Genomic DNA, 13,890 nt, shown 5'->3' on the forward strand with positions numbered 1-13,890 from the left:
GAGACGGTAGCTTCGGCTTTCGCTCAGGAAGACTTACCGAACTCCCTGTGGATGAATTCGAACAGCTCGTCGTCTGTCGCTGTCTCCAACTTGCGGGTTACGGGCACCTCGTCATCCACGGTCTGCCTGTCCCCCAGCGCCGACAGTAGGCTGCGCAACCTCGCTTGAACGGCGTCCAGGTCGTGGTCTGGGGAAAGAGCTGAAATTCCAGCTTCAATCTTGTCCATTTCCTGAAGTACTGCCTGGTCCGGGGAGATCTGCTCGGGCTGCTCCCCGAGGAGCCCGGAGCGCAGCCGCCCGACGAGGTCCAGCGCCGTCGGATGGTCGAAGACCAGCGTCGCGGGCAGGCTCACTCCCGTCGCGGACGTCAGCCGGTTGCGCAGCTCCACCGAGGTCAGCGAGTCGAACCCGAGGCTCTTGAAGGGCCGGTTGACATCAATGGCATGGGCCTCGTCGTGGCCCAGGACGGCGGCGACGGCGGACCGCACGAGCCCGAGCAGGGCGGCGTCCCGTTCCGCCGCCACCATGCCGCGCAGCCGCTCGCCGGGCTCCGAGTCCGGCTGCGGGGACGCGTCGGGGCCGGGGCCGGCCGCTGCGGGCCGGCCCGTCGGCAGCTCGGTGAGCAGAGGCCGGGGCCGGGCCGCGGTGAAGCCCGTCGCAAAGCGCGGCCAGTCGATGTCGGCGACGGTGAGCAGCGTCTCGTCGTGCTCCAGGGCCTGGCGCAGTGCGGCGACGGCCCGGTCCGGGGCCATGGCGATGACGCCTCGGCGGCGCAGTTGCTCCTCGGCCGCCGGGTCGGCGGCCATGCCGCTGCCGGACCAGGCGCCCCAGGCGACCGAGGTCGCGGTGCGTCCACGCGCCCTGCGGGACTGGGCCAGGGCGTCGAGAGCGGCGTTCGCCGCGGCGTAGGCGGCCTGGCCTCCGCTGCCCCAGACGCCGGCGTTGGACGAGAACAGCACGAACGCGTCCAGGTCGGCTTCGTCGAAGAACTCGTCGAACAGCTCGTCGAGATGGGTCGCGCCCAGGGTCTTCGCGGCGAGCACGTCCGCGCATTCGGCGATGCTCATCTCGGGCAGCGGGGTGGCCTGGACGACTCCGGCGGCGTGTACGACGGTGCGGATGCGTTGACCGTCGTCGCGCAGTTCGGCCAGGAGAGCGGCCAGCGCGGCACGGTCCGCCACGTCGCAGCCGACGATGGTCACGCGGGCGCCGAGCGCGGTCAGTTCCTTGCGCAGTGCCTGGGCACCGGGTGCGTCGGGGCCCCGGCGGCTGGTGAGCACGAGGTGTTCGGCGCCTGATTCGGCCAGCCAGCGGGCGACGTGGGCGCCGAGTCCGCCGGTTCCACCGGTGATGAGCGCGGTGTCCCGGGGTTGCCAGGCCCGTTTCGGCGGGGTGTCGCCGAGCGGCGCCGGCACCAGCCGCCGTACGAGGGCGCCTTGGCGGCGCAGTGCGATCTGGTCCTCGTCGCCGCTGTCGGCCAGTACCTGGCGGAGCCGCTCCGCGTCGGGATCGGCGAGTTCGGCGGGCAGGTCGAGCAGGCCGCCCCAGCGGTCGGCGTGCTCGAGTCCGATGACCCGGCCCAGGCCCCAGATCTGTCGTTGGGCACTGTCGGCGAGCCGGTCTTCGGGGAGGGCCAGTTCGGCGGCGCGGGTCAGCAGCCACAGGGGCGCGTCACCGTCGGAGTCGGTCAGTGCCTGGGCGAGCTGCACGGTGGCCGCGACCCCGACGTGCACCGAGGAGTGCGCCGGGTGGGGTCGTACATCGGTGCCGAGCAGGGAGACGACGCCGCGCAACGTGCCGGAGTCCGCCTGGTGTGCGCGCAGCAGTTCGGCGAGCGAGTCGCGGGTCGACGCGGCCGCGTCGACGGTCACGGTCCGCAGCTCGGCTCCGGGGGCGGCCGCCAGTGCCCGGCCGACCGTTTCGCACCAGGTCGCGACCGCGCTCGCGGCGGTGTCGGGGAGGGCGGGGGTGAGCAGCAGCCAGGTGCCGGACAGCCGTGCGGGCCGCTGCTCGGGGAGCGGGCGCCATACGGCGCGGTAGCGCCAGGCGTCCAGTGCGGCGGCGTCCCGCCGGGTGCGTCGCCAGGCGGACAGCCGGGGCAGCACCTCGTCGAGGGTGGCGGCGCCGATGCCGAGGGTGTCTGCGAGGGCGGCGGTGTCCTGCCGCTCGACGGCCGTCCAGAAGGCGTCGTCGACCGGGTCGGCGGCGGCCCGGTCCGTGGCGGCGGTCGTGGGGCGCGGCCAGTAACGGCGGTGCTGGAAGGCGTACGTCGGCAGGTCCACGCGGGTGGCCGCGGAGCCCGCGGTCACCGCGTCCCAGTCGATCTCCATGCCGGAGCAGTACGCCTCGGCGAGCGAGGTCGCGAACCGGCGCGGGCCGCCGTCGTCGCGACGCAGCGAGCCTCCGACGAAGATCTGCCCGGCGGCCGGCGCGCGGTCGGCCATGTCGTCGACGGTCTCCCGGACGGGGACGGTCAGGACCGGGTGGGGGCTCATCTCCAGGAAGCCGCGGTGGCCCTGCCCGGCGAGGGTGCGTACGACGGGGTCGAGCATCACGGGCCGGCGCAGGTTGTGGAACCAGTACTCGGCGTCCAGTCCGTCGTCGTCGATCCACTCGCCGGTGACGGTGGACAGCATGGGAATCGTTGGGCGCTGCGGCCGGATCGGGCGCAGTGCCGCGCGGACCTCCTCCTCGATGCGGTCCACGTGGGCGCTGTGCGAGGCGTAGTCGACGGGGATACGCCGGGCCCGTACGCCCTTCCTCTCACAGTGGACCAGCAGTTCGTCGAGTGCGTCCACGTCGCCGGAGATCACCACGGAGGCGGGCCCGTTGACCGCGGCGACCGAAAGGCGTCCGTCGTAGCCGGCGACCAGGTCGGCGGCGGGCTCGGGCGCGAGCATCACGGACACCATGCCGCCGCTTCCGGCGAGTGCGGTCAGTGCGCGGCTGCGCAGGGCGACGACCCGTGCTGCGTCGCGCAGGGAGAGGGCACCCGCCACGCAGGCGGCGGCGATCTCGCCCTGGGAGTGCCCGATCACGGCGTGCGGGCGTACGCCGCAGGACTGCCAGAGTTCGGCGAGCGAGACCATCACCGCGAACAGCACGGGCTGTACCACGTCCACACGGTCGTATCCGGGGGCTCCGGGCGCGCCGCGCAGTACGTCGGTCAGCTTCCAGTCCACGTACTCGGAGAGTGCCTCCTCGCATGCGGCGAGTTTCGCGGAGAACACCGGTGAGGACGCGGCCAGTTCGGTGGCCATGGCGGCCCATTGGGCGCCCTGGCCGGGGAAGACGAACACGGTCCTGCCGGGTGAGCCGGCCGTCGCGGTGACGACGTGGGCGGCCTCCCGGCCGTCGGCGAGTGCGGTCAGGCCGGTCACGAGCTCGTCGTGGCCGGTGCCGATGACAGCGGCGCGCCGCTCAAGTGCCGCGCGCGAGGTGACCAGTGCCCGGGCCACGTCCGCGGGGGCCGGCGTGTCCGGGGCGGTGACCCTGGACAGCAGCCGGGTGGCCTGATCGGCGAGTGCCTGCGGTGTCTTGCCGGACAGTGTCCACAGCACCGCGCCCGAGAACGGGGCGGGGCGGGGGGTGGTGTCCGGGGCCGGAAGTGCCGGTTCGGGTGCCTGTTCCAGGATGGCGTGGGCGTTGGTGCCGCTGACGCCGAACGCCGAGACTCCCGCGCGGCGCGGCCGGCCGAGGTCGGGCCAGGCCCGCTGCTCGGTGAGCAGTTGTACGCCGCCGCCCTGCACGCTGTCCCATTCGACGTGTGAGGTGGGGGCGGACACGTGCAGGGTCTTCGGCAGGGTGGCGTGCCGCAGTGCCAGGACGGTCTTGATGACTCCGGCGACACCGGCCGCCGCTTGGGTGTGGCCGATGTTCGACTTGAGCGAGCCGAGCCACAACGGCTGGTCCTCGGGCCGGTCCCGGCCGTACGTGGCGAGCAGCGCCTGCGCCTCGATGGGGTCGCCGAGTGTGGTGCCGGTGCCGTGCGCCTCCACGGCGTCGACGTCCTGCGGGGTGAGGCCCGCCGCGGCGAGCGCCTGGCGGACGACGCGCTGCTGGGCGGGGCCGCTGGGTGCGCTGAGGCCGTTCGACGCGCCGTCCTGGTTGACGGCGGTGCCGCGGATCACGGCCAGTACGGGGTGCCCGTTGCGGCGCGCGTCGGACAGGCGTTCCACCATGACGACGCCCGCGCCCTCGCCCCAGCCGGTGCCGTCGGCGTCGTCGGAGAACGCCTTGCAGCGGCCGTCCGGCGACAGTGCGCGCTGGCGGCTGAACTCCACGAACGCGCCGGGGGTGCTCATCACGGATGCGCCGGCCACCAGGGCGGCGCTGCATTCGCCGGCCCGCAGCGCCTGGCAGGCCAGATGCAGCGCGACGAGGGACGCGGAGCAGGCGGTGTCCACGGTCATGGCGGGGCCTTCGAGCCCGAACGTGTAGGAAATCCGGCCGGAGAACACGCTGGCGGAGCTGCCGGTGGCAATGTAACCGGCGACGTTCTCCTCGGAGTTGTGCAGGGCCACGGGGTAGTCCTGGCCGTTGGTTCCGGCGAACACGCCGATGCGGCTGCCCCGTACGGAACGCGGGTCGACACCGGCCCGCTCGAACGCCTCCCAGGAGCATTCGAGGAGAACGCGCTGCTGCGGGTCCATGGCCAGCGCCTCGCGCGGGTTGATGCCGAACAGGTCGGCATCGAAGTCCGCCACGCCTTGGAGGAAGCCGCCCTCCCGTGCGTACGAGGTGCCCTCATGGGCGGGGTCGGGGTGGTACAGGGAGGCGGTGTCCCAGCCGCGGTCCTCGGGGAACGGGCCCACGGCGTCCGCCCCGTCGGTGAGCAGCCGCCACAGCTCCTCGGGGGTCCGGATGCCGCCGGAGAACCGGCAGCTCATGCCGACCACGGCGATCGGTTCGTCGTCGGCCCGCGCTGCGGCGGGCGCCGGAAGGAGGCTGTCGTCGGGTGCGTCGTCGGCACCGGTCAGCTCCTGCAGCAGGTGGCGGGCGAGCGCGTCGGCGTTGGAGTGGTCGTAGACGAGGGTGGCGGGCAGGACGAGGCCGGTGAGCGTGGAGAGCCGGCCGCGCAGGTCCAGGGCGAGCAGCGAGTCGAAGCCGAGCGCCGAGAACGCGGCCTCCGGTTCGACCGCGGCGGCGGACGCGTGCCCGAGCACCTCGGCGGCCTGGGCGCGCACCGCGTCCAGCAGTGCGGCGTGCCGCGCCTGCTCGGGCAGGGCGAGCGCCTCACGCCGCAGCATCGGTACGGTGCCCTGCGGGTCGGCGGCGGTGTCCGCCGGCGTACCCAGTTCCGCGAGGAGGCCGCTCGGTCGCCCGGCAGACATCCGCGTCCAGTCGGCGTCGGCGATCACCGCACAGGGCGCGTCGCCGGTCAGGGCACGCTCCAGTGCGGCCAGCGCGGCCGCGGCGTCCATCGGGTTCAGCCCGGTGTGCCGCATCCGCTCGGCGAGGCCGTCACCGGCGGCCATGCCGTCACCGGCCCAGGGGCCCCATGCGACCGACAACGCCGGCCGCCCGGCGCGTCGGCGCGTCTCGGCCAGCGCGTCCAGATAGGCGTTGGCCGCCGCGTAGCCCGCCTGGCCGACGGCGCCCAGGGTGCCGGACAACGAGGAGAACAGGACGAACGCGGCCGGCTCCCGGTCGCCGAGCAGCTCGTTCAGATGCACGGCGGCCGTCGCCTTCGCCGCCCAGATGTCCGCCAGTTGCCGTCGGGTCATCGTGTGCAGCAGTCCGTCGTCGACCACACCGGCGGCGTGCACGACGCCGTCGATGCGGACGCCGTCGGTGTCGAGTCCGCCGATCAGTGCGGCGAGCGCGGCCCGGTCGGAGACATCGCAGGCCGCGAGGGTGACGCGGACTCCGGCGGCGGTCAGTTCCTCGCGCAGTGCGGCCGCGCCGGGCGCGTCCGGCCCGCGACGTCCGACGAGTACGAGGTGCCGGGCACCGTGTCCGACCAGCCATCGGGCGACATGGGCGCCCAGCGCTCCGGTGCCGCCGGTGACCAGGACGGTGCCGCCCAGCGGCAGTTCGCCCGCACCGCCGGCCGGCCGGGCACCGCGCTCGAGACGCCGTACGGACATGCCTCCGGAGCGGATCGCGATCTCGTTCTCGCCGGTGCCCCCGGCCAGCAGACCGGCCAGCCGCTCGATGTCCCGCGCGGTCGGCTGCGCCGGCAGGTCGACCAGTCCGCCCCAGCGGTCGGGGTGTTCCAGTGCGGCCACCCGCCCCAGGCCCCAGACGGCCGCCTGCTCGGGGTCCGGTGCCGCATCCGCATCGCCGGTGGCGACAGCACCGCTGGTGATGCACCACAGCGGCGCCGCGACCGAGGCCTCGCCGAGCCCTCTCACCACCTCCGCGAGCCAGCCGGCCCGGGCCGGTCCGGGTCCGGCGGCCCGCGTCGGCAGGCAGATGACCCCCGCCACGTCGGTGTACCCGCCGAGCAGATCCGCAAAGTCCGTGTCCGGGGCGAGGACGACCGGCTCGGGTTGCGCGCCATGGGCCTGCAGCCCTTCGGTGAGCGGAGCGACGAGCGGGCCGTCAGCCTCGGGTGCCAGCAGCAGCCAGCGTCCGGCGAGCCGGCCGTGCCGCTCGGCGGTCCGGCGCCAGGCGACCTGATAGCTCCAGCCGTCCCCGGCTCCGGACGGCCCTGCGCCGAGCCAGTAGCGCCGGCGCTGGAAGGCGTACGTGGGCAGATCCGTGATCCGCGCGCCGGCCGGGGCGAAGAACGCCGTCCAGTCGACCTCTGCGCCGGACGCCCACAGGTGCGCCAGGGCGGCGACCGCGGTGACGGGCTCCGGCTTGTCCCGGCGCAGCAGCGAGACCACCGACGCGGCGTCCTCGCAGGTTTCCTCGACGGCCCCGACCAGGCCTGCGTCCGGCCCGAGTTCCACGAAGCGGGTGACGCCCAGGGACTTCAGGCGGGTGACGGCATCGCCGAAACGCACCGTGCCCCTCACCTGGTCCGCCCAGTAGGCCGGGGAGAATTCCGTGACCGGCTCGCCGGTCAGCGTCGACACGATCGGGATGCGCGGGCTCTCGTACGTCAGCTCAGCCGCGAGTCCGGCGAACCGGGCCAGCATCGGGTCCATCAGAGCCGAGTGGAAGGCGTGGCTGACCTCCAGCCGGCGCCCCTGACGGCCGGGGAGGAGGGCGGCTACCGTCTCGACCGCATCGCGGGTGCCGGACAGCACCACCTGGCCGGGGGCGTTCACCGCCGCCACCGACACACCCTCGGCCTCGACCAGCAGCGGAGTGACCTCGTCGAGCGTGGCCCGGACCGCCCACATCGCGCCACCGGCCGGCAGCGCCTGCATCAGCCCCGCCCGGGCTGCGACAAGGCGGCATGCGTCCGCCAGCGGCATGGCCCCGGCCACGTGCGCGGCGGCCAGCTCACCCACCGAATGACCCACCAGGTAGTCGGGGTGGACACCCCACGACTCCACCAGCCGGAACAACGCCACCTCGACCGCGAACAAGGCGGGCTGCGCCCATCCCGTGGACCTCAACGCCTCCGCATCGGCGAACATCACCTCACGCAACGGCCGGTCCAACAGCCCGTCGAAGTGGGCACACACCTCGTCCAGAGCCTCCGCGAAGACCGGGTGGGCCTCTGCCAGCTCCCGCCCCATACCGACACGTTGGCCGCCCTGACCCGAGAACACGAACCCGGTCAGGCCGTCACCGGCCGCCGCCGTCACCGTGTCCGGCGTCGGCTCACCGTCCGCCAACGCCCCCAGCCGCGTAAGCAACTCATCCGCGTCACTGCCGAGCACGACCGCCCGGTGCTCCAGCGCGGCCCGGGTCGTCGCCAGTGACACGCCCACATCCGCCGCGTCCAACCCCGCCACCCCGGACTGCAGCCGGCCGGCCTGTGCCACGACGGCCTCGCGTGACCGGGCCGACACCAGCCACGGCACGACAGGCAGCGGGGCATCGTCCCGGGCGGGTTCCGGCTCGGCGGGCGCCTCTTCGAGGATCACATGCGCGTTGGTGCCGCTGATCCCGAAGGCTGAGACACCGGCCCGCCGCGGCCGCTCGCCGGGGGGCCATTCCCGCGTTTCGGAGAGCAGCTCCACCGCGCCCGCCGACCAGTCGACATGCGTCGAGGGCTCGCCCACGTGCAGGGTCCTGGGCAGCACCTCGTGCCGCATCGCCAGCACCATCTTGATCAGACCGGCCACACCGGCCGCGGCCTGCGTGTGTCCGATGTTCGACTTCACCGAGCCGAGCCACAGCGGCCGGTCCTCCGGCCGGTCCTGGCCATAGGCGGCGAGGAGTGCCTGCGCCTCGATCGGGTCCCCGAGCGAGGTACCCGTGCCATGCGCCTCGACCACGTCCACCTCGGACGCGGAGACACCGGCGTTGGCCAGGGCCTGCCGGATCACCCGCTGCTGGGCCGGGCCGCTGGGTGCGCTGAGGCCGTTCGACGCGCCGTCCTGGTTGGTGGCGGTGCCGCGCACCACGGCCAGCACCCGGTGGCCGTTGCGCCGCGCGTCCGACAGCCGTTCCAGGACGAGCACACCGGCTCCCTCGCCCCAGCCGGTGCCGTCGGCATCGTCGGAGAACGCCTTGCAGCGGCCGTCGGCGGCCAGACCGCCCTGGCGGCTGAACTCGGTGAAGCTGTCCGGTGTGACCAGCACGGACACACCGCCGGCGAGGGCCATCGTGGACTCGCCGGAGCGCAGCGACTGGGCGGCCCAGTGCAGCGCGACCAGCGAGGAGGAGCAGGCCGTGTCGAGGGTGACCGCCGGGCCCTCCAGGCCGAGGGTGTAGGCGACCCGGCCGGAGACGACGCTGGTGGCGTTGCCGACGAGGAGGTGCCCCTGGACCTCTTCGGGGACGGACGACAGCCCGCTGCCGTACCCCATGCCGTTGCAGCCGATGAAGACGCCTGTGCGGCTGCCGCGTACCGACGACGGATCGATTCCGGCGTGTTCGAAGGCCTTCCAGGCCGTTTCGAGCAGCAGCCGCTGTTGCGGATCGGTGGCCAGCGCCTCGCGCGGGCTCATGCCGAAGAAGCCTGCGTCGAAGTCGATCGCGTCGTGGACGAACCCACCCTCGCGGACCCCGCCGACGACGGCTGGCCAGCCTCGGTCGGACGGCAGCGGCGACAGCGCGTCGGTGCCGGCGGCGAGCAGCGCCCAGAAGTCCTCCGGCGAGCGGATGTCGCCGGGGTAGCGGCAGCCCATGCCGACGATGGCGATCGGTTCGTCGGCCTCCTGGCCGTCGCCCGGTACCCCGGTGCCGTCCTCGGCAGTCCCGTCACCGCCGAGCTCCGCGTGGAGGAAGGCGGCGAGCAGCCGGGGCTGGGCGTGGTCGAAGACCAGGGTGGCGGGCAGCCGCAGCCCGGTTGCGGCGCTCAGCCGGTTGCGCAGTTCCAGGGCGGTGAGCGAGTCGAAGCCGAGGTCGCGGAAAGCGCGGCCCTGTTCGATGGCGTCACCGTCCGTGTGGCCGAGCACCGCGGCGGCATGGGCACGTACGAGCTCCAGCAGTTCGCGCTGCTGCTCCGCCGGCGTCCGGTCGGCCAGCCGGCGGCGCAGCGTGTCATCGGTCCGGCCGCCGCCGGTGTCCGGCTGTCCTGCTTCCAGAGCCTTCCTGACCTCGGGCAGTTCGTCGAGCAGCGGGCGGGGGCGGGCCGACGCGAAGGCCGGGGCGAACCGCTCCCAGTCCATGTCGGCCACGACCGCGACGGTTTCCTCGCGCTCGACGGCGGCACGCAGTGCGGCAAGGGCGGAGGCGGGCGGCATCGCCCGAATGCCCCGGGCGCCCAGATGGCGCGCCATGCTTTCGTCGGCCGCCATGCCTGCGCCGCCCCAAGCACCCCAGGCCACCGAGGTGGCGACCCGGCCGCGGGACCGGCGGTGGTGTGCCAGCGCGTCGAGGTGGGCGTTGGCCGCCGCGTAGGCCGCCTGGCCGCCGCTGCCCCAGACGCCGGCGCTGGAGGAGAACAGCACGAAGGCTTCCAGCGGCTGGTCGCCGAGCAGTTCGTCGAGGTGGGTGGCGCCCAGGGTCTTCGCCGTCAGGACGTCCGACAGGTCCGCCAGGTCGTGCTCGGACAGCGGCGCGAACTCGCCGACGCCCGCCGCGTGCACGACCGCCGTCAGCGGGTGCTCGTCGGGCACCAGGTCGAGCACCCCGGCGAGGGCCGCGCGATCCGCGACATCGCAGGCGGCGAAGGTGACGCCCACACCCTGCGCGGTCAGCTCGTCCCGCAGTTCCGGCACCCCGGGCGCGTCGGCGCCGCGCCGGCTGGTCAGGATCAGGTGGTCGATGCCCTCCGCCGCGAGCCACCGGGCGAGTTCCGCGCCGATCCCGCCGGTGGCGCCGGTGACCAGTGCGGTGCCGTGCGGCCGCCAGCGGCGGCCCGGTGCGTCCCCGGGCCTGGCGTGTACGAGGCGTCGTACGAAGGAGCCGGACGCACGCAGCGCGATCTGGTCCTCGCCGCCGTCGGCCAGCGCGGCGGCGAGCCGCTCCGCGGCACGTGCGTCGAGGAGTTCGGGCAGGTCGATCAGTCCGCCCCAGCGGTCCGGGTGCTCCAGCCCGACGACCCGGCCGAGCCCCCAGGCCGCGGCCTGGGGCACGCTGCGCGGCGGATCCGAGGGTCCGATGCCGACCGCGCCGTGCGTGGCGAGCCACACCGGTGCGGCGAGGTCCGCGTCACCGAGTGCCTGCACCAGCGCGACGGTGGCCGCCAGCCCTGCCGGCACGGCGGGCTGCCCGGGGTGCGGGCGCTCGTCGAGCGCCACAAGGGACAGCACCCCGGCCGGCTGCGGTACGAGTTCCCTCAGCCGCTCGGCGATCACCTGCCGCTCGGCCGCGTCGTCCGCCAGCACCAGGGTGCGTACGTCTGCCCCATGAGTGCGCAGGGCGTCGAGGACCGCGGTGACGTGCTCGGTTCCCGCCTCCCCCTCCGGCAGGACGACCAGCCATGTCCCCGTCAGCTCGGGCCGCCCGCCGCCGTTGCTCCAGGGGCGCCATTTCACTTCGTAGCGCCAGGAGTCGGTGGTGTCCTGCTCGCGCTGCTTCTGGCGCCAGTCGGCCAGTGCGGGCAGCAACGGGTCGATGACGGCGGCCTCCGCGCCCAGCGTGCCGGCCAGCGCGTCCACGTCCGCACGCTCCACGGCCGCCCAGAACTCCCGGTCGACGGCGCCGGAAACACTCTTCTCTGTGCTCAACTCCGGCCAGTAACCCTGCCGTTGAAAGGCGTATGTGGGCAGGTCGACGGTGTCCGGGACGGCACCCTGGAAGGCGGCCGCCCAATCGACCTCCACTCCCCGGACCCACAACTCGGCAGCGCTGACGAGGAACCGGTCGAGCCCGCCGTCGTCACGACGCAGGGAGCCGGTGACCACACCCTCGTCCACGATCTCCTCGACGGCGGCCGTCAGCACCGGGTGGGAGGAGACCTCGACGAACACACCGTATTCGTCGGCGACCAGCTTCTCGACCGCCTCGGCGAAACGGACCCGGGAACGTAGATTCGTGAACCAGTAATCGCCGCCCATGGACAGCGGGTCCACGAACTCACCGGTCACGGTGGACAGCAGTGGCACCACGCCGGCACGCGGGGAGATTCCGTCCAACTCCACGGCCAGATCGGCTCGAAGAGCCTCCATCGCCGGAGAGTGCGACGCGTAGTCCACCGCGATCCGCCGCGCCCGGATCCCCGACCGGCCACACTCGGAGACCACTTCGTCAACGGCTCGCGCCTCGCCCGACACCACGACCTGCGAGGGACCATTGACGGCTGCGACCGACACCCGGTCCGCCCGTGCCGCCAACAACTCCTCCACCCGCGCAACGGAGGCACCGACCGACGCCATCCCACCCTGCCCGGCCACCGCTGCGATCGCGCGACTGCGCAGACACACGACCCGGACAGCGTCCTGCAGCGACAGCACTCCGGCGACATACGCAGCGGCGATCTCACCCTGCGAATGCCCCACCACCGCGGCGGGCTCGATCCCGTACGACCGCCACAGCGCAGCCAGAGCAACCATCACCACGAAAGACGCGGGCTGCACCACGTCCACCCGCTCCAAGGACGGGGCGTCCGCACTGCCACGCAGCACATCGGTGACCGACCAGTCCACCAGCCCCGCCATCGCGGCCTCACACTCCGCGACCACCCCCGCGAACACAGGCGATTCCACCAGGAGTCGGGTACCCATACCGGCCCACTGCGCCCCCTGCCCCGGGAACACGAACACCGTCCGCCCCACCGGGCCGGCCATCCCCGACACGACGCGCCCCGCGGGCTCACCCACTGCCAGAGCCGCCAGCCCAGCCGCGTACGACCCCGTCACCACCGCCCGATGCTCGAACCGTGCACGGGTCGACACCAACGACCACCCGACACCCGCCGGATCAACCCCATCCACCAGGGAGCCCAACGCGGCAGCCTGCCCCCGCAGGGCGTCGGCACTACGGCCCGACAGGATCCACGGCACCACCGAAGGTGCCTGGGAGATCGTCTCCTCGGCCGCCGTCTCCTCAGGCGCCTCCTCCAAAATCACATGCGCGTTCGTGCCGCTCATCCCGAACGCCGACACGCCCGCACGCCTCGGCCGCTCCCCGCCAGGCCACTCACGCGCCTCGGACAACAGTTCGACCGCACCCGCAGACCAGTCCACATGAGACGACGGCGTACTCAGATGCAGCGACTTCGGCATCAGCCCATGCCGCATCGCCAGCACCATCTTCATCACACCCGCAGCACCGGCCGCCCCCTGCACATGGCCGATGTTCGACTTGATGGAGCCCAGCCACAACGGCCGGTCCTCGGGCCGCTCCTGGCCGTAGGTCGCCAGCAGCGCCTGCGCCTCGATCGGGTCCCCGAGTGTCGTGCCCGTGCCATGCGCCTCGACGACATCCACTTCGGCGGAGGTCAGCCCGGCATTGGCGAGGGCCTGCCGGATGACGCGCTGTTGAGCGAGGCCGCTCGGAGCGGTCAGCCCGTTCGACGCGCCGTCCTGGTTCGCGGCGGTGCCGCGGACAACGGCCAGCACCCGGTGGCCGTTGCGCCGGGCATCCGAAAGGCGCTCGACGAGAAGCAGGCCGACGCCCTCGCTCCACGCCGTACCGTCGGCGTCGTCGGAGAACGGCTTGCACCGGCCGTCGGGGGCGAGTCCGCGCTGTCGGCTGAACTCGCGGAAGGTGGAGGGGCTCGTCATCAGCTGGGCGCCGCCGGCCAGGGCCAGGGAGCATTCTCCGGACCGCAGGGACTGCACGGCCAGGTGCAGGGCCACCAGGGACGTCGAGCAGGCGGTGTCCACGGTCACCGCCGGGCCTTCGAGGCCCAGGACGTAGGCAATGCGGCCGGAGGCGACGCTGGTGGCGGTGCCGGTGGCGAGGTAGCCCTCGGTGTCGATGCCTGACTGGTGGACGAAGGGCCCGTAGTCCTGGCCGGTGGCTCCGGTGAAGACTCCGGTGGCGGTACCGCGCAGGGTGGCCGGGGAGATGCGGGCGTTCTCGATGGTCTCCCAGGCGACCTCGAGGAGGAGCCGCTGTTGCGGGTCCATGGCGAGGGCCTCACGCGGGCTGATGCCGAAGAACCCTGCGTCGAACTGGTCGGCGTCATGCAGGAAGCCGCCCTGGCTGACGTAGGTGGTGCCGCGCCGGTCGGGGTCCGGGTCGAAGAGTGAGTCGAGCTCCCAGCCGGGCCGGTCGGGAAACTGCGAGATCGCATCCTCGCCCGCGGCGAGCAGCTGCCACAGCCGCTCGGGACTGTTTACTCCGCCGGGCAGCCGGCAGCCCATGCCCACGATGGCGATCGGCTCGCGCGCGACCTGCTCCAGTCGCTGGTTGCGCTGCTTGAGCCGTTCATTGTCGCGCAGTGCGGCGCGCAGCGCGTCGACGATCTTGTCCGAAGGTGCGGTCATG

General features: G+C 73.4%; 1 protein-coding gene. It reads right to left on the reverse strand.

The features are described 5' to 3' along the window. Positions 1–23: 23 nt before the first annotated feature. Positions 24–13,889 (reverse strand): type I polyketide synthase, encoded by a 13,866-nt coding sequence (locus OG878_RS41035; RefSeq protein ID WP_328891800.1) that lies wholly within the window; start codon positions 13,887–13,889, stop codon positions 24–26. Position 13,890 lies beyond the last annotated feature (1 nt).

It is taken from the genome of Streptomyces sp. NBC_00316 (genome assembly GCF_036158715.1).
In the GTDB taxonomy this organism is placed as follows: domain Bacteria; phylum Actinomycetota; class Actinomycetes; order Streptomycetales; family Streptomycetaceae; genus Streptomyces.

Excerpts from the sequence above, each read along its gene's own strand:
- OG878_RS41035 (WP_328891800.1), bottom strand. The coding sequence starts at position 13,889 with ATGACCGCACCTTCGGACAAGATCGTCGACGCGCTGCGCGCCGCACTG.